This window comes from Enterococcus sp. 2STP (assembly GCF_032465635.1).
Classification (GTDB): Bacteria; Bacillota; Bacilli; order Lactobacillales; family Enterococcaceae; genus Enterococcus_B; species Enterococcus_B lactis.
This window is the reverse complement of sequence record NZ_JAWDJH010000022.1, coordinates 47,662-74,630: the sequence shown is the minus strand read 5'-3', so window position 1 is coordinate 74,630 and position 26,969 is coordinate 47,662. Positions and strand designations below refer to the sequence as shown.

The following is a 26,969-nucleotide window of genomic DNA, read 5'->3' as shown; positions in this document are numbered from 1 at the left end:
GAGATTGTGACACGCCTTTTGTCACAACCTCTTGTTTTTTATTTATGCGAATTTTTCTTATTTTTACGAGCAGTACGACTTTGCTGTCTGCGTTCGATTTTACGTGCTTTTTTATTTTTTTCTGCAATTGCCCAATCGATTTTTTTCTTATAACCAGGCTTGATCTTTTTCTTTTTCTTCTTCACAAGTCCAATCAGTGTTGGGTCTAATACATCCTTTGATTTTTCTCGTTTGGTACGTCTATTACGATCATATGTTTTAACGATTTCACCATTTTTGATTTCTTTCGGTTCAAATGAGACGCCTAATTTCTCGATTGCATCAATGGCTTGTTCATCGTTTGGTGAATACAACGTAATGGCCGTTCCTTTTAATCCATTACGTCCAGTACGTCCGACACGATGGATAAAGAAGTCCAGATCTTCCGGGATTTCTGCATTGATAACATGAGAAACGCCTTCTATATCGATTCCTCTAGCAGCTAAATCAGTCGCTACAACATATTGATACTCCAGATTCTGTACTTGTCGCATCACTCGTTTTCTCTCTCTTGGTGTGATGTCCCCGTGAATCTTTGCTACTTTCAATCCTTGGTTTTTCAAATAATCAGCAATTTCATCCACATGCTGTTTTGTATTGGCAAATACGATTGCTAAATAAGGATGACCAATCGTCAGCAGTTGATAAATCATTTGATTCTCATCTTTACCTTTTGTTGAGATCAGCCAATTTTCGATATCTTCAGAAATAACTGCTTTCGGCTTGATTTCTTCAATGATTGGATTCTCCATATATTTTCGCAAGAATGGACGCAGTTTTTCTGGAATAGTGGCAGAAAAGACTAAGAACTGCAATTTTTCTGGTAACCGACTTGCAATTTGGTCTACTTCATTTAAAAAGCCCATATCCAATGTCATATCCGCTTCATCAACAACAAATGCAAATGCTGTGTGAATCTTCAACGCTTGTTCATTCATCATGTCTAATATTCTACCTGGCGTGCCTACTACGACCTGTGGCTGCTGATGGTGCAGACGGTTTAACTGACGCTGTTTGTCTGTCCCCCCGACAAAATTCGAAACACGGATCTCCGGTGTAGAAAATTTAGCGATTTGTGTAGCTGCTTCATAAATTTGTGCAGCCAGTTCTCTACTTGGAGCTGTAATAACAACTTGTACTTCCTCTTTATCTGCATTGATTTTTTCAAACAACGGCAACAAAAACGTATGTGTTTTTCCTGTACCAGTTTGAGATTGCCCAATGATATTTTTTCCTTTTGCAATTAAAGGAATCAAACGTTCCTGGACCTCTGTGGGCTGTTTGAAGCCCTTTGCGGCTAACGCTTCATTGATAAATGGCTTGAAGCGGAATATATCAAAATTATTCATTCGTGCACCTCTTCTCTTTAAATTATCACGACTTTGGCATTATAACATAGACAAAGTATTTTTGCTCAGCTAATTTCGAGAATCATCATCCTTTGTTTGAGCAATCGTGCTAACGGTATATGTGTGACTAGCTTTTTCATAAAACAGAATCCGTTTTTTTCTCAAAAATGATAGCAAGATATTTAAAATAAAAATACCTTGCAGTAACAAGACACCGAGAGAAATGAATACTGCACTCATCTGCAACACCGTATTCGTTGTCGAATTCATGATTTGCTGAAGCAACTGTCCCAACCAGCTTAAACCATAAAAAAGAAAATATAGATACCCGTAGCGGATAATCAATGCTTTCAAAGAAATTCGCTCGCGGTCTTGCTCCACCAAGCGGATGCGTACAATTTTTTTCCCAAGTGTCCATCCATTGGTTATAAACGGTACAATCATAAAGTATAGCCCTACTTCCAATAAAAGCCACCAGATATGAGAAGTAACTGTCCCTGAATCGAACGCAAGTTTAAAGAAAATCGCTGCGATAAAATTGACAATAGATAAAAATGTCCAGTCGATCAAATAAGCGACCAAACGTCGTGTCAACGAGACAGTTTTTCCTTTTTCATAAGAAAGTTCATCCATCCGTCTTCTCGTAGGAAGCATAAATGTAAATAACGGCGTAACGACAAAACCAATGATTCCACCCAATGTATTTGTCACTAAATCATTCACATCAAATAAGCGGTATGGTCTTGGGTAGATAAAATAAAGGCCACTTAGCTGCGTCAGCTCAAAAAATAGTGATAGACAGAAACTAGCAATCATCGTTTTCATAAAAGAAAGCCGGAAATAATATCTTAAATAAATGCCAAATGGTATGAGTAATAAAACATTAAAAGCTGGTTCCAAAAACACACTCTGCTTCATCGCCGGCAGATAGGTACTAGGTTCAGATAATACCAATACCGTGTTGTCTCTGAAATGTTGCCATGAAGCAAATAAATGCAGCTCCATCTTTGGCCCTGTCATTTGGGCAACCGTCTCCTTTGCCGGAAGTGGTAAGATCACCAGAAAGTATGCACACAATAAATAGAAAACAAAGGAATACAAAATAACTGCCCTTGTTACTAGAAATGTTCCATACTTTCGATATTCATAAATAAAAAAAACAGATGAAATCGCTAAGGCTAAAAATGGAAAAACAATCAGCGCAAAACGAATCGGTTCGATATAACTTGCCATGTGACTCCTCCTTGATTCTTTGTATCTCCCTTATCTTAGCAGTCCCTTGCTGTTTCAAGCAAGTAACGAGGCTATTATTTCTCATTTCTTTCAAAGTAAAGTAAGATAAACTCAAAGGGGGTGTCGAGATGCTGAATATGTACTTTGTTTTTGGCGTACCTATTTTTTTACTGTTCCTTTATGCAACAATTGCTTATGTAAGAAAAAGAACTACGATTCATTATTTAGGATTTATTCTCCTGATTATTTCAGGTTTCATGCTTGTCTTCAACCTTCAGACTTGGCAGCAAGCGCTTTTTGAAATGGATAAAATGACTCCACATGCTTTGTCTAAAATGATTGGCTACCCTGTCTATCTGATTTGGCTTCCCATTTTCATTTCTGGTTGCTTAGTTTTATTAAATATTTATCGCGGTGTACGCCGAATATTTCTCTTACGCAAAACAAAATAACAGGCAGAAATCGGTTGAACCCGATTTCTGCCTGTTTTCTCAATTCAAATGCATACCGATCCCTGGTCCTAGCGGTAGTTGGCATACATAATAGAGAATAAATAAAATGATCCATGTGATAGTTAGACTTACAGCATGTGGCAGCATTATGGAAATAATCGTTCCGACACCGGTTTTCTTTTGATATTTCGTGGCAAATGTGACGATCAAAGCAAAATACGGCATCAGCGGCGTAATAATATTGACAGGAGAATCAGCTACTCGATAAGCAGCCAAAACAGCTTCTGGAGCTACTCCCAACTGATAGAGTAATGGAACAAATATTGGGGTTAAAATAGCAAATTTTGGTATCGCTCCCACTAAAATAAAATCAAGAATAAGTGCTAGTGCTAAGAAACTAAGTAACAAGGCTAAGCTGCTCAAATTCATATCTTCAATAATCGTGGCTGAATTGACTGCCCAAACAGTACCTAAATTAGTAAAATTGAAATATGAAATGAATTGGCTAATGATTAACAATAAGAAAATCATCCCACCTAAGTTGCTGAATACTTTAATAATCGGATTTACTACATCCAAACTCGATTTGACTTTTCCAACTGCCTTTCCAAAACATATCCCTGGAATCAAAAATGAAATCAAGATCAAAGCGATTAAACTATCCATAAAAGGTGTAGAACCAATCAATTCATCAGTTTCAGGATGGCGAAGTGGGGCACCACTTGGTATCGTAATCAACAGGATAAATGCCAGTACCACTGTAAATCCCCAAAAAGCCCAATGTAAGCCTTTCGATTCATCGGTAATCTCATCGTTAGCAATCATTCCTTTTTCTTGGAATGTTCCTAAGCGAGGTTCAATGAGTTTTTCGTTAATGATAGTGGAAACAATCACTACTAAGATGGTTGATGCAATCGAAAAATAAAAATTTGCCATTAAATCAACAGAATAGGATGGATTAATGATATGTACTGCATCATTTAATATTTCGGTAAGCATACCATCCACTGGCGTAATAACTAAGTTGACTCCAAATCCTCCTGAAACACCTGCAAAGGCAGCAGATAAACCTGCTAAAGGATGTCGCCCGACTTTATAAAATACTGCTGCACCTAATGGAATCAATACTAGATACCCAGCATCAGAGGCAATACTCGACATTACGCCAAGAAGTACTAGTACCGCTGTCAGACTAGATTTTGGTACTACCTTTACCAGCTTTCGAATCATCGCACCGATTAAGCCAACCTCTTCTGCAAATCCTACGCCTGCCATCGCCACTAAAGTGACTCCAAGAGCCTGAAAGCTCATCAGATTTGAGACGATCGAAGTCAACATAAAACGGATCCCTTCACCACTCAACAAACTTTTTACATGTGTAGTAGTAAGCTCTAGTGCTCCTGTTTCAGCATTAATAGCATCAAACGTAACGTGTTGACCCATTAGATAAAAAATATGAGACAGTACTCCTACAATAACGATCAAAATTAAGAATATAATAGCTGGATGGGGCACCTTGTTCCCTAGTTTTTCTACTGTATCTAACACTTTATCTAATCTAGAATGTTTTTCTTTTGGCATCTATTCTCCTCCTTTTTCAAACCAGATGAAAGAAAAACAAGCTTTTTCTATGGAATCTTTTTTCATTCATCTGGTTCATTTTTATTTTTAGAATCTTCTTTACTTCAAGGAAATTGCCGTCTTATTCTCTGCAATCTTTCAAACTTTCATGAATATTCTTTTTTACTGAAGGATACAAGCGTTACGAGTGTGAAAATAGTTACGACTGATTGGGAACGTTTTTTCTATGAATACGTTTATTTAACCAAACGATAGATTGCTTCAGCGTAAATAGCTGTTGCTTTCAAAATATCTTCTACGTACATATATTCATTTGGCTGATGCATTACATTTTCTCTACCAGGAAATAAACTACCGTACGCACATCCTTTTTCCAAGATTCGTCCATACGTACCTCCACCAATTGTTTGTTCGTAACCTTTTTCCCCAGTATGTTTTTCGTAAACAGACAATAATGTTTGGATGAATGGATCATCTCCTGAAACATAATGCGGAGTCTTGATGTCTCCAACTATCGAAATTGATACTGATTCATTTTGAAGGACAGTTAGCAAGGATTCTTGAATTTTTTCTTTTGTGATCCCTTTTGGATGACGAATATTAAGAATGATCTTTTTCTCTCCTTCTTGCTGATAAATGAATACATTAGCACTTGAAGTCACTTTTCCCATCACGTCATCTTCATAATCGACCATTAACCGATGCCCATTAAAGTCTTCATGCAGATAATTGGCAATGACAGAAAGATAAGCAGATCCTGAGCTGTCTAATGGATATTGATGCAAAAAGTCGGCGAGATAAGTTCCCGCATTGATACCAAATTTTGGTTCTTGGGCATGTGCAGCTTTTCCATACAGAACGAAGGATGCTTCTCCTTCCTTATATTCAAAAGTCCCTTTCAATTTTTTGTCATCTAGATATTTTGTATATCCAGCTTCTAAAGAAGATAACTTTTCCAAATCAGGAATTTCCAAGACGGCTATTGCCTCGCTTGGTACCATATTTGCACGCAAACCAGAAGAGAATCTTTTCAGTTGCATTTTGTCTGCCTTTTCTTCCTTCAAAGTAAAACTCAACTCGAAAGATAAGATCCCTTTTTCACCATTAATGATTGGGAAATTGGCATCTGGCGAAAATCCAAATGCTGGCATTTCTTCTTTTTCCATATAACGATGGATACCTATCCACTCACTCTCTTCATCTGTTCCGAAAATGAATCGAATTTTTTTCGATGTTGATAATTGCAGTTCTTTGATAATTTTCATCCCATAATAGGCAGCAATACAAGGACCTTTGTCATCACTTGAACCTCTTGCGAACAATTTCCCTTCTTTGATGATTGGTTCGAACGGATCAGTTGCCCACCCTTCTCCTGGCGGTACGACATCTACATGTCCTAAGATACCAAGTGCTTCTGCTGTTTCTTCCCCATATTCTATATGTCCGGCTAGATTATCAATGTTTTTAACTCTGAAGCCATCTCTTTCCCCAAATGACAGTACTTTTTTCAATGCTAAAGCAGGACCAGCGCCTAGTGGATATTCATCTGTCTGATGTTCGATATCCCTTACACTATTGATGCGTAGCAATTCACTTAAATCCTCTAGCAACATCTCTTTTCTCTTTTGTGCTTCTTGCAACCAGTTTATTTCCATAAGATCCTCCTTGGTAGAAATGACTTAATTTCTTAACGGGTATTTATGGTCAAAAGTTTGTTTCCAATGAATTTCAAATCATTTTTTGCTATCTACGTTTCAAATAAAGGTAAAACGGGATACCAGCAAGTGTCAATGCAATCCCCATCGAAGCTAAAAAAGTTTGAGTGATAAGTGTGCTTGATACAATAAAGGTTCCTCCAATGATTGCTACTAATGGGATAAACGGATACATCGGAACTTTATATGGTCGAATCAGATCAGGTTCTTTTTTACGAAGAAGAATGACACCAACAAAGACCATCGTATAAAAAATCCAAATGACAAAGATCAGCATATCCGTTAGTGTATCAAAACCACCGACCATCATCATGCCAATAGCGATGACTAGCTCTAAGATACCTGCGGCTACAGGAACTTTAGTTTTATCATGAAGTTTAGCAAAAAGCTTGCTAAAAGGCAGGTTGTTTTCTTTTGCCATAACATAAGGAAGACGCATTCCAGTAAGGGTATAGCCATTGATAGTTCCATAAACAGAAATCAAGATACCAACTGTGACCAGTCTTCCACCAAAGCCGCCAAAAATCATTTTTGCAACATCACTTGCCGCATTGCTGTTTCCTACGACTCCGTCGATAGATGCAGTTTTTAAGAAAACCGCATTTACTAATAAATAAACGATCATGATTCCGATGATTCCTAAAGAAATGGCTTTTGGCAAATCTTTCGCCGGCTTTTTCAATTCTCCCGAAATATTTCCTACGTGTATCCAACCGTCGTATGCGAACATCGTTGCTAGTAAGCCAGCTCCCAAGGCAGAGAAAAATGAAAGGTTTTCTCCTGCTTGGATCGGAAACAGTTGGAAGTCTACTCCTTCTTGTCGGAATAAACCGAAAATAACGATCACAAACAAAGGAATGAGTTTGCAGACAAGCGTAATCGACTGAAAAGCTCCTCCAGCTTTAGAACCTAAAAAATTGATCAGCATGATCGATACAGCAGCTGTAACAGCTACAGGAACAATCATCGACTGGGAAAGATCAAATAAATTGACGAACTGTGTACCGAAAATGATCGACAAGGCTGCTACATTTGCTGGAAAATAAATCACGACTTGAGCCCAGCCAAGTAAAAATGCTGCTGTATTTCCATAAATCCGTTCGATATATTTGATCATCCCGCCTGTTTCAGGAATAGCCGCTGCCAATTCAGCTCCTGTCAGTCCTGCACAAACAGAAATCACACCACCTAGAAACCAGGAAAACATATGCAAACTGACGGTACCTGTTACTTCTGCTACGCTCGCGGCTTTGAAAAACACCCCTGCACCGATCACTGTGCCCATAACAGTCGATAAAGCAGTGAAAAAACCCATCGTACGCTTCAATTCATTTTCCGTTTTTACTTCCTTTATTGGCGTGGCTTGATATTCTTCCATTACTTACCTCCTTACATACCATAGCCAAAAAGTATAAAAACCTTTTTGGCTATAGTTCATGTTTTATACCGTCTCTGCTAATTTTTCTCTCAGTTTTTCCAACATATCCTTTGTCATTGCATCTAAATCGTATTTTGGTAAAAAGTCCCATTCCTCTTGCGCACAAGAAACATCTAGTGAGTTTGGCCAAGATTCTGCTATCGATTGACGCACAGGATCGACATCGTAATCCATTTTAAAATCTGGTATGATTTTTTGAATAGATGCTTTGATTTCTTCAGGCTCAAAAGACATTGCCGATATATTAAAGGCATTTCGATGAACTAGTCGATTAGGGTCTGCATTCATGAGCTTTATAATGGCATCGATCGCATCTGGCATATACATCATATCCATTGATGTACCTTGATCAATGAAACTAGTGTACTTTCCTTCTTTGATTGCTGAATAATAAATATCGACTGCGTAGTCTGTCGTACCGCCTCCTGGCAAGGTCGCATAAGAAATCAATCCAGGGAAACGGACACCACGAGTATCTACGCCATATTTCACATAATAATAATCACATAGTAGTTCTCCAGCTACCTTCGTTACCCCATACATGGTTGTAGGGCGCTGAAGAGTATCTTGTGGGGTATGATCTTTTGGAGTATTTGGACCAAACGCGCCGATTGAACTTGGCGTAAAAAATTTCAGCTGGAATTCTCTAGCGACTTCCAATGCATTGACCAGCCCAGTCATGTTCAAATCCCAGGCTAACTGTGGTTTTGCTTCCGCAACAGCTGACAAAAGAGCAGCCAAATGGATCAATGTGTCCACTTGATATTGTTCTGCTATGCTGCGCATTTTTTCGTAATCCATTACATCTAGGATCTCAAAGATATCGTTTTTCCCAATGACTTCAGGCATGCGTATATCTGTCGCAATGACATTTTCACTGCCTAGTTCTTGACGTAGCCGTGTGATCAACTCTGAACCAATTTGTCCTAAACATCCTGTCACCAATACTTTTTTCATGATGATCCTCCCTGATCTTTTTTTACTACTATCTTCAGATGATTAACAATATATGCGTGAACATGTTCTCTAATTTTAAATATGCGAAAAAACTAAATTAGTTAAATAATTTCCATTTCTTTTCCTATTTTTTGATAAACCGCTACTGCTTCATCAAGCATTTCCTTTGTATGTTCCGCAGTCGGCATATTTCTGATTCTGCCTGTCCCCAGAGGAACAGTTGGATAAACGATTGGTTTAGCATAAATCCCATGTTCGATCAGTTTCTTAGAGAAAGTCTGAGTCACTTTTTCATCTCCTAAAATAACTGGAGTGATAGGTGTTTCAGACACACCGATGTTATAGCCGACTTTTTTCAATTCTTCTTTAAAATAATTAGCATTTTCCCAAACTTTTTCGACAAGTTCCGGATGTTCTTGCATCAAAGAGATCGAAGCCAACGCAGATGCAGCTGCTCCAGGAGTTAGCGAGGTAGAAAATAGAAATGGCCGGCTTCTGGCTTTCAACCAGTCAATCAGTGTTTTTGAACCAGCTACATAACCCCCAACAACACCTACAGCTTTCGATAACGTACCCATTTGCATATCAATTTTGTCGCTTAATCCAAAATGTTTGACGGTTCCTGCACCTTTTCCAGTTACACCTGAGCCGTGCGCATCATCTACATAGGTGATGAGTCCATATTTTTCGGCGATTGGGATGATTTCCGGCAATCGCGCAATGTCTCCATCCATGGAGAAAACCCCATCTGTGATATACATGATTTTTTTATATTTCTTACTTTCTACGGCTTCCTTCGCTTTATTCTCAAGGTCTTCCATATCTTGATGTTTGACTCGGATGATTGTTGCTCCGGATAAACGGCAGCCATCAATGATAGATGCATGGTTTAATTCATCCGATAAGATAGCATCTTCTTTTGTCATTACTGCAGAGATAGCGCCCATATTACAGTTGAATCCAGATTGAAAGGCGATTGCAGCTTCTGTCCCTTTGAATTCTGCGATTTTTTCTTCTAATTGTTGATGGATCTTCAGCGAGCCATTGATTGTTCTGACTGCACCTGCTCCTACGCCATAAGTTTCAGTTGCTTCAATACATGCTTTTTTCAATTCTTTGCGATTGGCAAACCCGAGGTAATTGTTGGATGCCAGATTGATCATCTTTTTTCCGTCTACAATGATACAAGCACCATTTTCACTTTCTAGTATATCGATCGTGTTGTACAATCCCTTTTCTTTCAGTTGCTCCAATTCTTTCTCCAAATACATCGTTAACTCTTTGGAAGACATGGCCTCCACCTCCATATTCATCTGTCTTGCAGAACATACCAAACATATATCGTGTCATTCATCTACGAAGCAAGTATGCCACACGATTGGTAACGCTTACATTAATTATGAGAGTTATTTAACCATATTTTTTATTTACTGCATCTTTTTACTTTCCAAGAACTTGTATAGTATGAAAAGTTAACTTTTAAATAATAGTGGTATTTTGATTTACCTAGAAAGAAAACACAACAAAACCATTGATGGAAGCTAGCTAGATAAAATCTAGTATATTCTGAATTTTTAAACTATTTCTCGCATAGACCAATAAAAATAAAAAAATAAGCAAAAAGCTTTCATCTTTATTTATCAGCAATTTTTAATCTTATTATCTGATCATTTTTTCACAAAATATTTATATTGAATTTGAAAAAAAGACTGTGATAAATGTCTTATCACAATCCCTTCTTCCGAATAAACGGTGTTCTCCTGCCAACTCCTCGGACACAATCTCCATCATTTTTTGTTATTTTTGATCCAATTATCTGGTGTGAAAGATGGATCGTCAATAGACCACTCTAGAAAAAATTCTTCTAAAAATTCACGCATAAAGCCTTCTCTACGTTTGGCTTCTTTGTATCCGTAATCAGTGTTCATTTTATCAGGCAGCAAGAACAGTTTTTCATAAAAATGATTGATCACTGTCGTGCCTTTTCGGTAATTTTTTTTGTCCTTGAATGTTTGTGGATACAGTTCAGAATCAAAAATCGGGTGTCCATGTCCTCCACCGAAATAAGCAGTTCGCAAAATGCCGATTGCTCCTAACGCTTCGATACGATCAGCATCTTGAACGATCTTTCCTTCCAAAGATAGTTCGACTGCTTCAGAGAGATTTTTAGAAAAGGACATATTTTCGATAATGGCAAAAATCATTGAAATCTGTTCCTCTGTGATTGGCAAAGAGCGAAGAAATACACGAAGCTGTTGCTTTGCTTCGTTCTCATCTTTAACGACTTTATCATCAATCGTATCATGTAGGTAAGCTGCTGCAAGCGTCACAAAACGGTCTGCCTGCGGTTCCGTATCCAAAATTCTTTCTGCTAGCTTGACGACTCTTTTGGTATGGTCGCTTCCATGTCCCGTTTGATCATGTGCTAATTGTTCTATGCTATAATCAGCGATTACTTGTAATTTATCCATCCAGTCCACTTCTTTCTTAAGTAAATAGCTGAAAACATCTAATTGATTAGATGAATTCCAGCTATCTTTATAAATAGGTTTTATTTTACCTGATATACATTGAAATATAGCTCTCTCATGTAATCGATCAGATATTGTGGATTAAGTGGTTCATGCGTTGCATCCATAATCAATTGATTTGGCTTTCTAGATGCACCAAATTGATGGATATGCTCTGACATCCAATTTTTGATTGGAGAGTAATCATCTGACGCTAGAACATTTTCCACATCTATTTCTTGCTGCAAAGAATGAAGTAATTGTGCCGCATACATGTACCCCAATGCATAAGAGGGAAAATAACCAAAGCTTGCACCTGACCAATGAACGTCTTGTAAGATCCCTTCCACATCATTTGTTGGTCGTATTCCCAGATACTCTTCATATTTTTGATTCCATATTTCAGGTAATTCAGCAACATCTACCCCTTCATTGAAAATCATTTTTTCGATTTCATAACGAATGATGATATGGAGAGGGTAAGTCAAACTGTCTGCCTCGATACGAACCAAACTTGATTGTGTATGTTTCAATGAACGATAAAACTTGTCAAAAGGAATATCATCGAATGTTCCTTCTGCACATTCCTGGAAGAAAGGATATTGCTTTTTCCAGAAGCTGCGACTACTTCCCACAATGATCTCATTAAACAACGATTGTGATTCATGAATACCCATTGATGTACCTTGGTAAATTGGTGTATAAGCATATTTATCATCGATGTCTTGTTCATACATTCCATGACCAGCCTCGTGGATCACTCCAAAAACAGCCATTTTGAAATCTGTTTCGTTCCAGCGTGTCGTGATCCGTGCATCATTTGGATTGATTCCAGTCATAAATGGGTGGACAGTGTCATCTAGACGACCACGACTAAAATCATAACCAAGTTGTTCGATCACTTTTACTACAAATCTCTTCTGTTGTTCCTTTGTCATTCTCCGATTTAAGAAGTCTGTTTCAGGTTCCGTCCCTTTTTCTTGGAGCGTACGGCGGATCGTAAGAATTCCTTCTTTGAGTTGATCAAACACCTTATCGAGGATTTCAACAGTCATCCCAGGTTCATATTGGTTCAGCAAAACATCATAATCTGTCTTTTCTTCTTTTTTCCAATAAGGTATCAATTGTTTTGTCAATTCGATATTTTGGTTCAATGCTTCTTGAAAATCAGAAAACTGTTGTGTTTCTCTAGCTTTTTGCCATTGACCATGAGCGGAAGAAACAGCAGCTGTATATTTTCTCATGAGATCTTCCGGTACGCGATGTTCTAAATCATACTCTTCTTTTACTTTGTCAAAAACGGACGTTCCGACTTCCGATAATTCTTCCGGATGTTCAGAAAAATAGCGAATGGCTTCTTTAATTTTTGGACCGATCTTTTTTGAAAAATAAATACTGTAAAGATAGCTATCTACTTCACTCCGGTATGCACTAGCTTTTTCTGGCATACCTGTTTGTGTATCCCAATCGAGGATTCCTAAAGCTTGTTGTAGAAGATTGATTTCTTTTACTTCTTGTAAAAACTCTTTTTCTTTCATTCCCTATTCCTCCAAACATCCAATTAAATGAATCAATTAGTCAGATTATTCGTCTTTCTCTTTTTTTCTAGGCGGACGAGTTCCCCAATACTGGAACAGATCCGTACGCAAAGCACCATTATACAATTTTCTTTTTTTGGTTGCTTTTTGTCCGTAAAATTCCTCAAACGCTAAGTCGCTAGTCAAGATATATTTACTCCATGTTTTTAATGGACGGAATACATCGCCCATTTCTTTATATAATTGTCGAACGGTTTCTTCTTCCCCTAGTCGTTCTCCGTATGGCGGATTAGCAACGATGACCCCATATTCTTTATCTGTCTTGAAGTCCTTCACTGCTTGTTGTTTAAAGACAATCGAAGAGCCTAGTCCGATTTCTTCAGCATTGGCTTTGGCAATTTCAATCATTCGTCCATTGATATCTGAACCAGTAATATCTAATTCAATATCATAATCTGCTTTTTCTTCTGCTGCTGATCGAACCTCTTCCATGATTTCCTGACTGAACCAGTCCCAAGATTCGCAAGCAAACTCGCGATTGAATCCTGGTGCGATATTATGGCCTATTAAGGCTGCTTCAATACAAAGCGTACCTGAACCACATACAGGATCATAAAATGGACGATCTTTCCGCCAATTTGTCAGCATCACAAGTGCTGCTGCCATGTTTTCTTTCAATGGTGCACCGCCTTTTTCTAAGCGATAACCACGTTTGAATAAACTTGGTCCTGTCGTATCCAAAGTTACCATCACATGGTCTTTCAGCAAAGCTACTTCCAATTGGAAATGTGCGCCTGTTTCCGTCAATGGAACAGAAGCTGGACGATGGTAATACGTACGAAGACGTTCAACGATTGCTTTTTTTGTGATCGCCTGACAATCAGGTGTACTATACAGTTTCGACTTGATCGATTTTCCAGCTACAGGGAAAGCTGCATCTAGTGGAAGAAAATCTTCCCAAGGCAATGCTTTTACGTTTTCAAACAATTCATCAAACGTATACGCATCGAATTCCCCAACCACGATTTTTACTCGATCTGCTGTACGTAACCATAAATTAGCTGTAGCGATCGTTTCCATTGTTCCTTCAAATCGTGCACGTCCGTTCTCAACTTGGCATTCGATTCCAAGATCTCTTAATTCTTTACCAACCAGCGCTTCGAGACCGCTTGCCGCAGTTGCGACGAGGTTGAACTTCCTGTTTTTTTCCATACATAATCTCCTTATTTATAAAAAAAGGGGGGTGGGACATCAGTCAGTCCTACCCCACGCTTTTACTCAAACTCCGAATAACCGGTGACACAAAAGCCTGTTTTGCAATAAGAACAACATACTTTTGTCACAACCTTATTCCCTGATGTTTGCGGTTTTCTATAAGCCATGTTCTGTACTTTGCTTTTCCAGGGAGAAAAAGCAAAGCGGTAACCATCTATCTGCAGTTGTACTGCCTTTTTGTCTTGTTCTTCTTCCAGACAAAAAGCGCCCCTACCATTGTTTGGGTTGCTCGCTCGAGGGGTTTACCGCGTTCCACCGGATGGGTTTCCCCAGCCGCTTCGTCACTGTGGCACTTTCAAGGATACTTAAGCATAGCCGAAGCCTTAGCTTGTTTTCCTGCCGTTACTCCAAAGAGTACCTTAGCTTATGGTTTCGCTAAGCACGAACACTACAGGCATCACAGCCTGTGCGAGCATGGACTTTCCTCAGCCTGATCAAGTCAGACCGCGATTACCCGAAAACCGCAAATTCATTAGTCAAAAATTAAAATTGACGTGTTTTTTCATTATCATCTAAGCTTGTATCTGCATTTGTGTAGTTATTTGGATTAGGTTGTGCTGGTTTGACTGCACTTGCTTGTTGATCAAGCTTTTTACCGAATACTTCACGTTCAAGGTTTGACAAGCGTTTTAAGATATCGAAATTGGTTACTGCTGCGCTCTTCGGTGCTTCTGTTTGCTGCACACGTGTTTGAGCTGCTCCTTGAGTTTTAGATAATTGAGCTACTTTTGCACTCAATCGATCGTTTTCTTCTTGTAAAGCAAGGAGTTCTTTGCTGTAAGTTTCATAATCTTTGATGATATTGTCTAAGAATTCATCAACTTCAACGGGATCATAGCCGCGCATTTTTGTTTTGAATTCTTGTTGTAAAATGTCTTTAGGACTATAAACCAAATTCGCCATATTTACACCTCTAGTTTTCATTTACGTAATAACATTTCTACCTTTTTCATTGTATAGGAAAAAAGTTGATAAATCAAACACAATATCGATTATTCACTAAAATTTTGAAGATCGTCCATACTGATCAGCCGAATTTCGTAGGGATGATCTGCTTGGTAATTCTGTGCATCTTCAAAAAAATACTTCGTTTTCCCAGGGAATTCTTCATCATAGATCAGCAGACAGCCTACTGTATGTTCAAGTATAAAACGAGTATGATTCTTTAGCTGACTAGGTGATTGGTAGGGTTGATGGCTAACAGCTTCGACATAATCTGCTAATTGTTCTGCTAATTGTTTCTTCTCTTGGTTCCCTTCATTCCAGTTATTACCAAAATCAGCAAAAGGATACAAAATACCAAGGGAAAGTTCCGGATATTCTTCTTTCAATTCCGCTACTGTTTGCACGGTCCATAGTTCAACGCCCAAATTCCCACTGACAAGTATCCATTCCACCCCTTCTTCTGCTAATTGACGGAGTTCCCTTTTTAAAACATTTTTAACAACTTGTATTTTAGGGTCATTTTCTTTAAAAACACCGAGTTCGAAACTTCGATACCCAGACACATAGATTACTTTTGACTTATCCATCTCAGATTCCTTTTCTTTCTATCTGCTTTTTTGCTATAATGTGGCCTAGGAGTGTGATTAAAGATGGTATTGCGCTATCCAAACGGCCAACCTTATTATAAGAATGCCTCTCCCGTCGAAAAAATTCAAGAAAAAAGAAAACAAATCACCGAATTCGGCAATCGGGGGATGCGCTTTGAAGAAGCAATCAATGAAAGTAATGAGTATTATCTTTCCCGCGGGTTGGCAGTTATCCATAAAAAGCCTACCCCTATCCAAATCGTGAAAGTAGACTATCCTAAGAGAAGCGCTGCTGTAATCAAAGAAGCCTACTTTACCCAAGCCTCAACCACAGACTATAATGGCGTCTATCGAGGCTTTTACTTGGACTTTGAAGCAAAAGAAACCAAGAACAAAACATCGTTTCCCTTTAAAAACTTCCATGCCCATCAAATCGAACACATGAAAGCATGCCTCGAACAAAAAGGAGTCTGCTTTGTCTTATTATGGTTTTCGACATTGAAACGCTGTTTTTATTTGAATAGTGTTCATTTGATTGCTTACTGGGATGCCCAAAAGGAAAAAGGACGCAAATCACTGCCTTTATCATTGATCGAAGAACTAGGAATAGAGATCAAAACTGGTATTTCTCCGCGGATTCCTTATTTGGACGCGGTTGATTTCTATTTATCAACATTATCTATTGAAGGAGAAAGCAAGAATGGCAAATGAACAAACTAGAAGCTCTAGACGACAGAAACAGCCTACTCCTAAAAAGAGTGTGAAGAAGAATTCGGGCAAAGGTTCTGGGAAGACTTCTGGACCACATAAAAAAGGATTGTTTATCAAAATCCTTTTAGGCATCCTCTCGTTTTTCTGTATCCTCTTTTTAGCAGGTGTAGGACTGTTCTGGTATTACGCAAAAGATGCGCCCGAATTGACAGATAAAAAATTAGACGCTACCGTATCTTCCAAATTATATACACAAGATGGCGAATTATTCGAAGATCTAGGTGCGGAAAAGCGAGAAAAGATTTCTGCAAATGAATTACCGAAAACATTGGAAGATGCGATTGTGTCAGTAGAGGATCGGCGTTTTTATAAACATATCGGGGTTGACCCTATTCGGATCATCGGTTCTGCCCTTTCTAATTTCACCTCTGGCGGTCTACAAGGCGGAAGTACTTTGACACAACAATTGATCAAACTGTCCTTCTTCTCTACCAGCGCCGAGGATCAGACTCTGAAACGGAAGGCTCAAGAAGCGTGGATGGCTGTAAGATTGGAACAGAAAAAATCGAAACAAGAAATTTTGACCTACTACGTAAATAAAGTGTACATGTCAAATGGTTTGTACGGGATGGAGACAGCTTCTGAGATGTACTTTGGTAAGAAACTATCAGAACTTTCTTTACCACAAACAGCATTGCTTGCTGGAATGCCTCAAGCCCCTTCTGCCTATGATCCTTATGTTTATCCCGATCAGGCGAAAAAAAGGCGAGATACTGTTTTGTATACGATGCTTCAAAACGAAAAAATCTCTCAAACAGAATATGATCAAGCTGTCAATGTACCGGTAACGGATGGTTTGCAAGAGCTGACTCAATCTGATGACAACACTAAGATCGTCGATAATTATGTCAAAGAAGTCATCAATGAAGTACAAGAAAAAACAGATAAGAATGTCTACACAGACGGTTTAGAGATCTATACGAATTTGGATCTGGATGCTCAAAAGAAACTATATGATATCGTCAATACGGATCAGTATGTCTCTTATCCAGACGACGAGATGCAAGTTGCCTCCACGCTTATCGACACAAATACCGGGAAAGTCAAAGCCCAGATTGGCGGGCGTCACATCGCAGAAGACGTGACTTTAGGCAACAACTTAGCAGTGAATACTTCCCGTGATTTTGGTTCTACGATGAAACCTGTCACAGATTACGGACCAGCTTTTGAATATTTGAAATATTCTACTGGAAAAACTATCACTGACGCACCGTATAACTATGAAGGCACTTCTACTCCTGTAGGAAACTGGGATAATCAATATATGGGCACCATTACTTTACGCCAAGCACTTTACTTATCCCGTAATGTTCCAGCAGTCAAATTATTCAATGAAGTCGGTTCAGATAAAGTGGCTTCTTTCTTAAAAAATCTTGGGATCGAATACAGTACGATCCATCAATCGAATGCGATCTCTAGTAATACGGAAGAACAAGATGGGACAAAATACGGAGCTTCTTCCTTAAAAATGGCAGCAGCCTATGCGGCTTTCGCCAATGGAGGAACCTATTACAAACCTCAATATGTTAATAAAATCGTCTTCCAAGACGGTACAGAAGAAACTTATGAACCTGATGGAAAAACAGCCATGTCTCCAGAAACAGCTTATATGATCACAGACATTTTAAAAGATACAATCACTGAAGGTACTGGTACGAATGCGCAAATCGCTGGGTTATATCAAGCCGGTAAGACCGGAACATCAAATTATACAGATGACGAGTATGCGAAACTTGGTATTTCTTCTGGTGTATATCCAGATATCCTATTTGCGGGCTATACACCAAATTATTCGATTTCCGTGTGGACAGGTTACAACAATAAAATGACACCTGTCACTTCAGAATCGTCACACGTGGCCTCTGATGTTTATCGCGAGCTTATGCAGTATGTTTCAGCTAACGTGACAAATACAGACTGGGAGATGCCAAGTGGCTTGATTCGTGTGGGCGGTGAACTGTACTATAAGGATCAATATACAGTGAGATCAAATACAGTTGCGCCATCAACAACTATTCCTTCTTCCAGCTATGTCCAGACTCCTGGAAGTTCAACAACAGAGACGACGACTCAAACTAGCTCTACTAGTCAAAGCGAATCAACCGCTGAGTCCTCAACAGAAAGCACGACAGCAGAGACAAGTGAGCCAGCGTCATCAACGACGGTTCCTACTTCTTCATCTGAAGAAAGCTCGACGCCGTCTTCATCTGCTCCTCCTGCTTCTTCCAGTGAACCAGCAACTAGCGAAGCGGATGCTGCAAATGACCATACACCATCCAGTAGCACCTCAGCTTCTGGAAACAGATAGAAAAAAGAAACCACGTCTACAGGCGTGGTTTCTTTTTTAGCGTCTTTTCTTTTAGGCGCATCCGATTTTTCCCATCTTGACATATTGATAGCAAAGGACACACCTCACACTTAGGATTTCTTGCTGTACAATGATATCTACCGAAAAAAATCAGTGTATGATGTGTCTTTACCCATAATTCTTGTGGCACTTTCCGCATCAGTGTTTCTTCTACTTCCATGACCGAGGCATCTAGTTTGCAGATCCTCAGTCGTTTTGAAACACGCTCAACATGGGTATCTACTGCGATTGCTGGTATCCCGAATGCATCTCCTAATACGACATTTGCCGTTTTTCTGCCCACGCCAGGAAGAGACATCAATTCTTCTCTTGTCGTTGGTACTTGTCCGTCGAAACGTTCAATCAGCTGCTGTGCACACGCTTTGATATTTTTTGCTTTGTTACGATACAAACCAATCGTTTTTATTTTGAGGATGATTTCATCGATTGAAGCATCTGCTAATGCATCAGGTGTTGGGAAGGAGGCAAACAAATCTGGCGTTGCTTTATTTACTGATACATCTGTCGCTTGGGCACTTAAGATCACTGCAATCAATAACTCAAATGGATTATTGTGTTTCAGTTCTCCGTGTGCTTCTGGGAACATTTCATACATCGTTTCTAGAGCTTCCATTGTCTTTTGTTTGCTTAACATATCCTGCTACTCCTCCAACCAATTTTTCAGCGAAACTTTTGGCAATTCTTCTTGTTGAGTCGGCTGCTCTACTTCTCTTTGAAGAAGTTGCTGTTTCCTTCGTTTTTGGTCTTCTTCTACTTGCTGTTTTGTACGTAGATTTTTTCTTTCCCACGATAGCAAAATGCGGTCAACGTAATTAAAACTATAAGCCTGATTCAATACGGCTTCCCGCAGTGCTAGCTTCAAAATTTCCGGCTGATAATGGTCTTCTTCTAGCCATTGTCCGATCCGCTGGAACTCGATCGAAGAAAGCGGGCGTCCAAATTCTTGTTCAAATAATTGATACACTGACTGGATTTCTTTTTCTTGTGTTTTTTCTTCGTATTTTTTTTCTTGTGTTTTTAAATACTCACCTAATTGATCATAAATAGGGTAAAGATTATATCGATCTGCTTTTTTACCGTTGACAATCGTCGTTTCTATCTTGATAAATCCATTTGTTACGAGACGATCCAGTATTTGAAAAATCTGATCTTGTTTGATTCCCATATCCATAGCAATCATCTGCAAATCAGGGAAAGTATCTCCTTCAAGCTGTGCCATGTGCAACTGTAGAACAAATAAAAATTCTTCAGATTGCAGACCGATCCTATGATAATTTTTAAGTAAAAGATTAGATATGACTGTTTGTCCAGCGCTTAAGTAATTTTCTAAATTCAACATGATTTCTCCTCCGCTCAATCACAGTATACGTAAAAAAAACATGGGAAGCAAGAACAGGTTTCTTTTCTATTGCTTCACTGATCGGTCAGATTTATAGTGTCGTCTACTTGATTTTTGTTTGTTTATGTTTTTGATGCGCATCTTCACTTTTCGGAATAAATAAATTAAGTAGATTTTGCTATTTCTTATAATGTTGACAAGGAAACAAAATTGCTATACACTATTTTTGTTTCCAAGTTAACATTATTTCATAAAGGAGTTTTTTAAATGTTCAGTTTCACAAATAAACATTCTAAAGTTTTTGGATATATTTCTGTCTTATTCACTGGATTAGGATTTACTATCGTCAGTCCTGTACTTCCTTTTTTAGCGCTGCCTTATTCCCACTCCGCACATCAGCAAGCTTTCTATATCACTTTGCTCATGTCTGTTTATGCTCTAGCTGCCTTCTTATCTGCCCCCATTCTCGGTAGCTTAAGTGATCATTTTGGGCGTCGTCCGATCCTTATTATCAGTTTATTAGGATCAAGTATTGGATATTTGATTTTTGGTTTAGGAAATTCGATATGGATGTTGTTCCTTGGTCGTATCATTGAAGGATTGACAGCAGGAGAAATCTCCACCTTATACGCTTACTTTGCCGACATCACGGAACCTAATGAAAGAACCAAAGTTTTTGGATGGATGGGTGCTTTAGTCGGTATAGGAACAACGCTTGGTCCTATTATAGGTGGTCTATTAGCTGAGTTGGGGAATTCTGTTCCTATATTTATTGGAGCACTCTTTACTTTCTTAAATGCCGTTTATGGCTACACATTTATGCAAGAAAGCCTTCCAATGAAAAAACGTTCAGTAGATTTAAGTTTTTCCCATGTAAGACCTTTTCACCAATTAAAACAATTATTCAAGATTTCATCCGTTATTCCTTTATTGACAGCCGGTTTTGCTGTTTGGTTAGCGGCTGGCTCTCTTCAATCTATCTTTTCTCAATTTTCGATTGACACCTTTCAGTGGAAAGCGGGGTTGGTTGGTTTAAGCTTCTCTTTGATTGGAATCTTGGATATTGTCTCGCAATTGTTCATTATGCCTCGATTGCTCAAAAAAATTTCAGAACAGCAGATCACAAGAATAGGAATGTACAGTGAAATCCTCGCCTATTTATTCATCACATTATCTGGAATTCTTCTACTGCCGATTTTGTTTTTATTTGGGATTATCTGTTATGGTTTTGGCGATTCTATTTTTACTCCTGTATTCAATGGCCAACTATCCAATTCTGTCTCAGAAAACCAGCAAGGTCTTGTAATGGGCGGTACCCAAAGCATACAATCTCTATCGCGCGTCATCGGCCCGCTAATCGCAGGACAGCTTTATCCCGTAGCACCATTTCTTCCGACGATATTCGGGTTTTTGCTTATGATTTTTGCCTATTATTATTACAATATAAAACATTAGTTTCATTTGCTACTTCGTATAAATTCTCTGTATCGACCGATAAAACGAAATACTGTGTCAAATTCTTCTTTTGACATATTTTCAAATACAGCAGCATCTCGCTGTACCCATTTTTGATGGAGCTGCTCGTGTCTATTCTTTATTTTTTGTCCGATTGGCGTCAATTGAAAATAGATTTCTTTTTTATTCTCTTCGCTTTGATAAGTTTTTATGATCCCTCTGGCTATCAGCTTTTTTGTTAACTTACTGATGGCTCCTCTAGTCATATAACTAGCATTCGCTAATTTTGTCACGTTAGGATCAGGGATTTTCCCGATATGTTCAATCACTTCTAGTTCATTTAGCGTAAATCCTGCAAATTCTTTTTCCATTTCTGGTTTATTACGATGAATAATCTCATTAGCTAAATCCAGATATTCTTCTATTAGCAGCTGTCTTTTATCCATTTCTACACCTTCTTTTTCTTTCATTATATTATTTTTTTGTTTCCTAAACAACAAAGTTAAAAGGATTTTGTAGTAAAAAAGAGAATGAAATCAAGAAAAAAGGGGTTTGACAAAAATGTCATAACCCTTTTTTCCGAATAAACGGTGTTTAAACATCATCTTCTGTTTCTAGTTCATACGGCTGTCCTTCATATGTGTACTCCGTATTCAATGTGCCGTCATTTTCATCTGAGTAGATGCGCCGACTGAAAGGAAAACGATGAGAAGCATTATCTTTCGCATCTTCTGCTGGCATCGTATAATATTCCTCTTGTGTTTCATTCAATTGAGAGAGCACTTGCTCCGCCAACTTATCTATATTGATCGTCGACTCTTTCGCAACATTTTTATAATCTTCTAAAAATGCATCTTGTTGGACAAAATATTCTTTATTCATCTTCTTTCTCACCTTTCTTTTCAAGTTCAAGTAAAACTGCTTGTTCTTTTATGTAACAGCTTTATCTTTGTTGCTTATTGTGACAAAAAATGCGAAGAAAGACAACTAATTGTACTTTTCACAAAAAGACAGAGGGTCGTGACAAAAAATGCGTCACAACCCTTTTTCCAAAATAAACGGTAATCAGTCAAAACTAAACAGCTCTTTCATAACCGCTCCCGTCTGTCTTTCTTTATTGTGCTGTTTCGATTTCGCCTAGCGCTGCTTGTGCAAGTAGGTTCAAGTAATTCCAAGGACGGTCAAAATGTGGTTGGAAGAAGAAGTCTGAAAGAGCAAGATCTTCTACAGTCATTTTATTTTGAACAGCTAAAGACATAGTATTTGCTGATTGCGTAATGTCGTATTTAGACATGAACTGAGCACCAACGATACGATTTGTGCCTTTTTCATAAACTAACTCCATCATTACTTTTTCGGTAGTCGGCATGAACTCTGGACGATAATTATCTTCAAATACCGTTGCTTGGACTTCTAAATCGTTCAATGTTGCGCTTTCTTTAGTTACTCCTGTCGAGCCAATCGTCCAGCCAAATAGATAAAGTCCTGAAGTTCCTTGAGTCCCACGATACGCCATTTTATGCTCTGTCAAGTTATTTCCTACAAGCAATCCTTGGCGCACGGCATTTGTTGCCAGAGGAATATAGTTTTGTGTACCACTTGGATTGTAGTTGACTACTGCTGAATCTCCAGCGGCAAAAATGTCTGGATCACTTGTTTGCATGTATTCATTTACTTTGATTGCCCCGTTCGGCAGTGTCTCTACTTTTCCTTCGATCAGTTTTGTATTTGGACGGAAGCCCACACATAAAATGACCATATCTGTGTCAAATGTATCTGTTGGTGTAGCTACTTGTTTCACTTTTCCTTCTTCATCTGTGATGAATTCAGTGACATTTTCACCTAGTGCAAGAGTGACACCGCGGTCTGTCAATTCTTTTTCTAGGATATCTGTGAATGGTTTATCTAGATATTTATTCAAGATGCGGTCTAACCCATCAATCAATGTTACTTGTTTTCCAGATTCGACAAAAGCTTCGACTAATTCAATACCGATATACCCACCACCAACGATTACTACACGTTTCGCTTCTTTCGCTTGTGCAATGATTTCATTTGCTTGGTTGTAGTTTTTGCATAGGAGTACATTTTTTGCATCAATTCCACTAATCGGTGGGATGATAGGCCATGAACCAGTTGTCATTACTAATTTATCATAAGAAACTGTTTCTGTTTCTCCTGTTTTCAGATCTTTTGCCGTCACTGTTTTGTTTTCTGTATCGACGTCTGTTACATCGTGTTCCATTTTAACTGTTGCTCCTAATGAAGATAATTCTTCAGGGTTTGAGTAGAACAAGCCTGCTGGGTCTTTTACTACTCCGCCGACATAAAGTGCGATACCGCAAGATAAGAAAGAAATATTGTCATTTCTTTCATATACTGTCACTTCTGCTTCTGGATGATTTTTTAAAATACTTTTTACAGCTGCAGTACCTGCATGAGTACAGCCAATTACTACTACTTTCATTTATGGTCCCTCCGATTAACATTTTGTCCTTCGACAAAATTACTATAACAGAAATAAAACGGATACAACAGTTTAATGCTTGTGAATTCACAAAGGTTTATTTGTAGTTTTACTCATTTACAATCATAGAAATCCATTGTTAGCAAGATTCTCATTGTGATAATATTCACTTTAACATTTGTCCTTGTGAATAAAAGACAAAAAAATAAAAAAAGCTAGCGTTTTTTTACGCAGCCAGCTTTTTTAGGTGTAACACTTGTAGAAACTGTTTTTACATTTGTGCCTTTTTTTCTGATTCTTTACAGTCTGGACAAAGTCCATACAATTCCAGCCGATGTTCGTTAATCTCAAAATCAGTCAGCCTACTCGCAGCCATTTCTATATCTTCTAACCCTGGGTAATGAAAATCAACGATCTTACCACAGTTTTCGCAAATCACATGATAGTGACGCTTTGAGCTGAAATCAAAACGGCTAGAAGCATCGCCGTACTTCATTTCTTGAACAAATCCAATCGAAGTAAACAGACGAAGATTGTTGTAAACGGTCGCAACACTCATGTTTGGGAAACGATGTTCAAGTGCTTTATAAATCTCATCAGCTGTTGGATGGGAATGATGTTCAATCAAATATTCTAAAACCGCGTACCGTTGAGGTGTGATTCGAATGTTCTCTTTTTTTAACTTTTCGATAACCTCTTCGACTAACTTATTTTCCATGTAAACACCCCACGTTGTTATTCTCGTCTTATCATACTATTTTTACATTTTAAAATCCACTTAACATGAAAAGAAAATTCAATTTTATTGTATTTTAATGAAAAAAAGACGTAAAACAGTCATGTTCACCATTCTACGTCTCTATTCAACTAACTCTTTTCTTATCATAGATTTTTGTGTTTTCTTTTCATCTGTAAAAGCCTTCCACATAAACCTATTTATAGAGAAACTAGTTTATTTACATTTCTTGGTAAAGGGCTGTAGATAAATAACGTTCACCATTGTCGGGAACGACTGCTAATACCTTTTTGCCTTTTCCTAGTTCTTTTGCGACTTTTAATGCGGCAGCAATTGCAGCGCCAGATGAGATACCTACTAAAATTCCTTCTTTTCGTCCGACTTCTCTAGCTGTTTCCATCGCTTCGTCTCCAGTCACGGAAAGGACTTTATCATATACAGAGGTATCCAGTGTTTTAGGAACAAAGCCTGTACCGATCCCTTGGATTTTGTGAGGACCTGCTTCTTTTCCTTCTAAAATGGCAGATTCTGCCGGTTCTACCCCTACTAATTCGATCTTTGGATACACACGTTTTAATTCTCGGCCAGCGCCAGTGATTGTCCCGCCTGTCCCGATACCTGCGACAAAAGCGTCCAATCCATTTACTCCAAAGGCTTGATGAATCTCTGGACCAGTCGTTTTTTCATGTACAAGAGGATTTGCTTCATTTTCAAATTGTAATGGTAAAAAGTAGCCATTTTCTTTTGCCAAACGTTCTGCTTCTCTAATGGATCCAGAAATACCATCCACACCAGGCGTCAGAATCAACTCTGCGCCGTATCCTTTCATCAATAAACGTCTTTCGATACTCATCGTCTCAGGCATCACGATAATGACTTTATATCCTTTCGCGACTCCTACCATCGACAATCCGATTCCTGTATTTCCGGAGGTAGGTTCAATGATGGTATCTCCTGGTTTCAGTAATCCATCATGTTCCGCTTTTTCTATCATACTTAGAGCAATCCGGTCCTTTACACTTCCTCCTGGATTAAAAAACTCAAGTTTCACAAATACATCTGCTGAATCTTCTGGTACGATTTTATTTAATTTGACGATTGGCGTTTTACCAATCAATTCGGTGACTGAGTTATAGATAGCTGTCATCTTCAATTCCTCCTTGTCTTTGCTCTTCCCTACTTATCATAATACAATCTGTTCATTTCTGGCGAGTGATTCGTCTTTGACTAGCAAAAAAAAGACAAAGATATACCAGATATGGTAGTTTCTTTGCCTTTTTATCTAAATCACACGTTTAGTTCTTGTCCGACTAATAAAGAATAACTGGACATGGACATGCCGTTTTTCGCCATTAGATCATCAACAGACATGCCAAATTTTTGTGCAATATCCCATAGCGTATCTCCTGATACAACTGTATATGTTTGACTACTATTTGTATCCGCACCTGTTGTCGAAGATGATGATGACGTTGAAGTCGTCGTAGTAGTAGTTGTTGTTGTACTTGTTGTGGTCGCCGAACCAGTTGATGGTGTATCAAAACGGGTTAAATTATAAGTATTAATCAATGAGTTCAATTTGGTTCCATAATCTGGATCGGTAGCGTAACGACCTGTCAAGTACGCTGTTGCATCATAAAAACTTGTTGTATTGCTTTTCCATACACCAGCATAATGATAATCGCCTGTTGAAAAACTGGTTGAACGAAGAACATTTGCATGGTCTTGGAAGGATTCCCAATAAGAAGAATATTTTCGGAATGGTTCATTCATCGTTACCCATTGCCCGTTTACATATTCTTTGGTTGCCATATAAACGACCTGTCCGTTATAGCTTCCTTTTACACCGAACAAATTATAATTGGGCGCACTAGCTAATCCGGAAGTACCATATGCACTTTCCAACAACGCTTGAGCGATCATGACTGAAGCATACAAGTCATTACTTGCAGCAACTTCTGATGCAGACCAGCCGATTTGATCGATAAACGCTTGAGGATCAGCGACTGTTTGAGATCCTTGTTCATCTGCATGAACACTTTGCGGTACCGCTGTAACCATCATCGGCCCAACTAAAAGACTCGTTCCAATTAAAGGAGCAATCGCTTTTTTATTGATCACCATGTTTCTTTTAGGTCTATGGTGTCGGGCACTGCGGGTCTTCAGCTCTTGCATTCAAATTCCTCCTCAAAATAAAAAAACTTAATAAAAAGT

At 38.5% G+C, this 26,969-nt stretch carries 24 protein-coding genes and 1 other RNA gene; 4 read left to right on the top strand and 21 right to left on the bottom strand.

Features of this window, described 5'->3' with window-relative positions; genetic code table 11:
• Nucleotides 1-38: 38 nt before the first annotated feature.
• Both RWU19_RS11305 and RWU19_RS11300 read right to left on the bottom strand, forming a co-directional pair.
• Complete coding sequence (locus RWU19_RS11305) at nt 39-1,388, bottom strand: DEAD/DEAH box helicase (protein WP_002315074.1); 1,350 nt, start codon at nt 1,386-1,388, stop codon at nt 39-41.
• A 69-nt stretch (nt 1,389-1,457) separates the two neighbouring features.
• Entirely contained in the window at nt 1,458-2,621 is a 1,164-nt protein-coding gene (locus RWU19_RS11300; protein WP_002329179.1) for a VanZ family protein, read from the bottom strand.
• Nucleotides 2,622-2,749: 128 nt separating this feature from the next.
• Here RWU19_RS11300 and RWU19_RS11295 point away from each other — a divergent pair, with 128 nt between their 5' ends.
• Nucleotides 2,750-3,073, top strand: a complete 324-nt coding sequence (locus tag RWU19_RS11295; RefSeq protein ID WP_002315076.1) for a hypothetical protein — start codon at nt 2,750-2,752, stop codon at nt 3,071-3,073.
• Nucleotides 3,074-3,112: 39 nt separating this feature from the next.
• Here the strand turns inward: RWU19_RS11295 and RWU19_RS11290 are convergent, their stop codons facing one another.
• The 11 genes from RWU19_RS11290 to RWU19_RS11240 form a co-directional block, all read right to left on the bottom strand.
• Nucleotides 3,113-4,654 (bottom strand): AbgT family transporter, encoded by a 1,542-nt coding sequence (locus RWU19_RS11290; RefSeq protein WP_086286041.1) that lies wholly within the window; start codon nt 4,652-4,654, stop codon nt 3,113-3,115.
• 236 nt (nt 4,655-4,890) lie between these two features.
• Nucleotides 4,891-6,309, bottom strand: coding sequence for a dipeptidase PepV (pepV, locus tag RWU19_RS11285; protein WP_123837978.1), 1,419 nt, complete (start codon nt 6,307-6,309; stop codon nt 4,891-4,893).
• A gap of 88 nt (nt 6,310-6,397) precedes the next feature.
• Nucleotides 6,398-7,747, bottom strand: coding sequence for an APC family permease (locus RWU19_RS11280; protein ID WP_123837979.1), 1,350 nt, complete (start codon nt 7,745-7,747; stop codon nt 6,398-6,400).
• Nucleotides 7,748-7,810: 63 nt separating this feature from the next.
• Nucleotides 7,811-8,764, bottom strand: coding sequence for an L-threonine 3-dehydrogenase (locus RWU19_RS11275; protein WP_086286044.1), 954 nt, complete (start codon nt 8,762-8,764; stop codon nt 7,811-7,813).
• Between the two features lie 101 nt (nt 8,765-8,865).
• A complete protein-coding gene (locus tag RWU19_RS11270; RefSeq protein WP_002315081.1) occupies nt 8,866-10,056 on the bottom strand; it encodes a glycine C-acetyltransferase in 1,191 nt (396 codons plus the stop codon).
• 495 nt (nt 10,057-10,551) lie between these two features.
• Nucleotides 10,552-11,235 carry an HD domain-containing protein gene (locus RWU19_RS11265; protein WP_024635165.1) on the bottom strand — a complete coding sequence of 228 codons (684 nt, stop codon included), beginning with the start codon at nt 11,233-11,235 and terminating at the stop codon, nt 10,552-10,554.
• An 80-nt stretch (nt 11,236-11,315) separates the two neighbouring features.
• The gene (locus RWU19_RS11260) at nt 11,316-12,812 is read right to left on the bottom strand and encodes a carboxypeptidase M32 (RefSeq protein WP_002329170.1); all 1,497 of its coding nucleotides are present in this window, start codon (nt 12,810-12,812) and stop codon (nt 11,316-11,318) included.
• 45 nt (nt 12,813-12,857) lie between these two features.
• A complete protein-coding gene (locus RWU19_RS11255) occupies nt 12,858-14,024 on the bottom strand; it encodes a class I SAM-dependent RNA methyltransferase (protein ID WP_002315084.1) in 1,167 nt (388 codons plus the stop codon).
• 157 nt (nt 14,025-14,181) lie between these two features.
• An RNA gene (gene rnpB, locus RWU19_RS11250) (RNase P RNA component class B) lies at nt 14,182-14,549 on the bottom strand.
• 21 nt (nt 14,550-14,570) lie between these two features.
• A complete protein-coding gene (gpsB, locus tag RWU19_RS11245) occupies nt 14,571-14,990 on the bottom strand; it encodes a cell division regulator GpsB (RefSeq protein ID WP_002295835.1) in 420 nt (139 codons plus the stop codon).
• 89 nt (nt 14,991-15,079) lie between these two features.
• Entirely contained in the window at nt 15,080-15,619 is a 540-nt protein-coding gene (locus tag RWU19_RS11240) for a DUF1273 domain-containing protein (RefSeq protein ID WP_002315085.1), read from the bottom strand.
• A 63-nt stretch (nt 15,620-15,682) separates the two neighbouring features.
• On the opposite strand from RWU19_RS11240, the gene recU reads away from it, so the two are divergent.
• Nucleotides 15,683-16,330 (top strand): Holliday junction resolvase RecU, encoded by a 648-nt coding sequence (recU, locus tag RWU19_RS11235; RefSeq protein WP_002309362.1) that lies wholly within the window; start codon nt 15,683-15,685, stop codon nt 16,328-16,330.
• Nucleotides 16,320-18,698, top strand: coding sequence for a PBP1A family penicillin-binding protein (locus RWU19_RS11230; protein ID WP_002329166.1), 2,379 nt, complete (start codon nt 16,320-16,322; stop codon nt 18,696-18,698). The genes recU and RWU19_RS11230 overlap by 11 nt, the downstream gene beginning before the upstream one ends.
• Before the next feature lie 16 nt (nt 18,699-18,714).
• On the opposite strand, the gene nth is transcribed toward RWU19_RS11230, so the two are convergent.
• On the bottom strand, nt 18,715-19,392 hold the full coding sequence (nth, locus tag RWU19_RS11225; protein ID WP_002309365.1) for an endonuclease III: 678 nt from the start codon (nt 19,390-19,392) through the stop codon (nt 18,715-18,717).
• Between the two features lie 6 nt (nt 19,393-19,398).
• Entirely contained in the window at nt 19,399-20,097 is a 699-nt protein-coding gene (locus tag RWU19_RS11220; RefSeq protein ID WP_002339331.1) for a DnaD domain-containing protein, read from the bottom strand.
• Between the two features lie 267 nt (nt 20,098-20,364).
• Here RWU19_RS11220 and RWU19_RS11215 point away from each other — a divergent pair, with 267 nt between their 5' ends.
• Nucleotides 20,365-21,552: an MFS transporter gene (locus RWU19_RS11215; protein WP_070769879.1), complete on the top strand. Its 1,188-nt coding sequence runs from the start codon at nt 20,365-20,367 to the stop codon at nt 21,550-21,552.
• A 2-nt stretch (nt 21,553-21,554) separates the two neighbouring features.
• Here RWU19_RS11215 and RWU19_RS11210 read toward each other — a convergent pair whose 3' ends face one another.
• The 6 genes from RWU19_RS11210 to RWU19_RS11185 form a co-directional block, all read right to left on the bottom strand.
• Entirely contained in the window at nt 21,555-21,998 is a 444-nt protein-coding gene (locus RWU19_RS11210; protein ID WP_123838197.1) for a MarR family winged helix-turn-helix transcriptional regulator, read from the bottom strand.
• Nucleotides 21,999-22,146: 148 nt separating this feature from the next.
• Nucleotides 22,147-22,434, bottom strand: coding sequence for a DUF5960 family protein (locus tag RWU19_RS11205; protein ID WP_002372384.1), 288 nt, complete (start codon nt 22,432-22,434; stop codon nt 22,147-22,149).
• A 232-nt stretch (nt 22,435-22,666) separates the two neighbouring features.
• A complete protein-coding gene (locus tag RWU19_RS11200) occupies nt 22,667-24,019 on the bottom strand; it encodes an NADH oxidase (RefSeq protein WP_002309372.1) in 1,353 nt (450 codons plus the stop codon).
• 271 nt (nt 24,020-24,290) lie between these two features.
• Complete coding sequence (locus RWU19_RS11195; RefSeq protein ID WP_123838195.1) at nt 24,291-24,737, bottom strand: Fur family transcriptional regulator; 447 nt, start codon at nt 24,735-24,737, stop codon at nt 24,291-24,293.
• Nucleotides 24,738-24,975: 238 nt separating this feature from the next.
• Nucleotides 24,976-25,902 carry a cysteine synthase A gene (cysK, locus tag RWU19_RS11190; protein ID WP_002315091.1) on the bottom strand — a complete coding sequence of 309 codons (927 nt, stop codon included), beginning with the start codon at nt 25,900-25,902 and terminating at the stop codon, nt 24,976-24,978.
• Between the two features lie 140 nt (nt 25,903-26,042).
• Nucleotides 26,043-26,930: a glucosaminidase domain-containing protein gene (locus RWU19_RS11185; protein ID WP_123838194.1), complete on the bottom strand. Its 888-nt coding sequence runs from the start codon at nt 26,928-26,930 to the stop codon at nt 26,043-26,045.
• Nucleotides 26,931-26,969 lie beyond the last annotated feature (39 nt).

Bases quoted from the DNA above. Each gene is read 5' to 3' on its own strand.
- pepV (WP_123837978.1), bottom strand. From the start codon at position 6,309: ATGGAAATAAACTGGTTGCAAGAAGCACAAAAGAGAAAAGAGATGTTG.
- RWU19_RS11300 (WP_002329179.1), bottom strand. From the start codon at position 2,621: ATGGCAAGTTATATCGAACCGATTCGTTTTGCGCTGATTGTTTTTCCA.
- RWU19_RS11200 (WP_002309372.1), bottom strand. From the start codon at position 24,019: ATGAAAGTAGTAGTAATTGGCTGTACTCATGCAGGTACTGCAGCTGTA.
- RWU19_RS11295 (WP_002315076.1), top strand. From the start codon at position 2,750: ATGCTGAATATGTACTTTGTTTTTGGCGTACCTATTTTTTTACTGTTC.
- RWU19_RS11290 (WP_086286041.1), bottom strand. From the start codon at position 4,654: ATGCCAAAAGAAAAACATTCTAGATTAGATAAAGTGTTAGATACAGTA.
- RWU19_RS11305 (WP_002315074.1), bottom strand. From the start codon at position 1,388: ATGAATAATTTTGATATATTCCGCTTCAAGCCATTTATCAATGAAGCG.
- RWU19_RS11260 (WP_002329170.1), bottom strand. From the start codon at position 12,812: ATGAAAGAAAAAGAGTTTTTACAAGAAGTAAAAGAAATCAATCTTCTA.
- recU (WP_002309362.1), top strand. From the start codon at position 15,683: ATGGTATTGCGCTATCCAAACGGCCAACCTTATTATAAGAATGCCTCT.
- RWU19_RS11265 (WP_024635165.1), bottom strand. From the start codon at position 11,235: ATGGATAAATTACAAGTAATCGCTGATTATAGCATAGAACAATTAGCA.
- RWU19_RS11195 (WP_123838195.1), bottom strand. From the start codon at position 24,737: ATGGAAAATAAGTTAGTCGAAGAGGTTATCGAAAAGTTAAAAAAAGAG.
- RWU19_RS11185 (WP_123838194.1), bottom strand. From the start codon at position 26,930: ATGCAAGAGCTGAAGACCCGCAGTGCCCGACACCATAGACCTAAAAGA.
- nth (WP_002309365.1), bottom strand. From the start codon at position 19,392: ATGTTAAGCAAACAAAAGACAATGGAAGCTCTAGAAACGATGTATGAA.
- RWU19_RS11275 (WP_086286044.1), bottom strand. From the start codon at position 8,764: ATGAAAAAAGTATTGGTGACAGGATGTTTAGGACAAATTGGTTCAGAG.
- cysK (WP_002315091.1), bottom strand. From the start codon at position 25,902: ATGACAGCTATCTATAACTCAGTCACCGAATTGATTGGTAAAACGCCA.
- gpsB (WP_002295835.1), bottom strand. From the start codon at position 14,990: ATGGCGAATTTGGTTTATAGTCCTAAAGACATTTTACAACAAGAATTC.
- RWU19_RS11240 (WP_002315085.1), bottom strand. From the start codon at position 15,619: ATGGATAAGTCAAAAGTAATCTATGTGTCTGGGTATCGAAGTTTCGAA.
- RWU19_RS11215 (WP_070769879.1), top strand. From the start codon at position 20,365: ATGTTCAGTTTCACAAATAAACATTCTAAAGTTTTTGGATATATTTCT.
- RWU19_RS11210 (WP_123838197.1), bottom strand. From the start codon at position 21,998: ATGGATAAAAGACAGCTGCTAATAGAAGAATATCTGGATTTAGCTAAT.
- RWU19_RS11270 (WP_002315081.1), bottom strand. From the start codon at position 10,056: ATGTCTTCCAAAGAGTTAACGATGTATTTGGAGAAAGAATTGGAGCAA.
- RWU19_RS11205 (WP_002372384.1), bottom strand. From the start codon at position 22,434: ATGAATAAAGAATATTTTGTCCAACAAGATGCATTTTTAGAAGATTAT.
- RWU19_RS11255 (WP_002315084.1), bottom strand. From the start codon at position 14,024: ATGGAAAAAAACAGGAAGTTCAACCTCGTCGCAACTGCGGCAAGCGGT.
- RWU19_RS11280 (WP_123837979.1), bottom strand. From the start codon at position 7,747: ATGGAAGAATATCAAGCCACGCCAATAAAGGAAGTAAAAACGGAAAAT.
- RWU19_RS11230 (WP_002329166.1), top strand. From the start codon at position 16,320: ATGGCAAATGAACAAACTAGAAGCTCTAGACGACAGAAACAGCCTACT.
- RWU19_RS11220 (WP_002339331.1), bottom strand. From the start codon at position 20,097: ATGTTGAATTTAGAAAATTACTTAAGCGCTGGACAAACAGTCATATCT.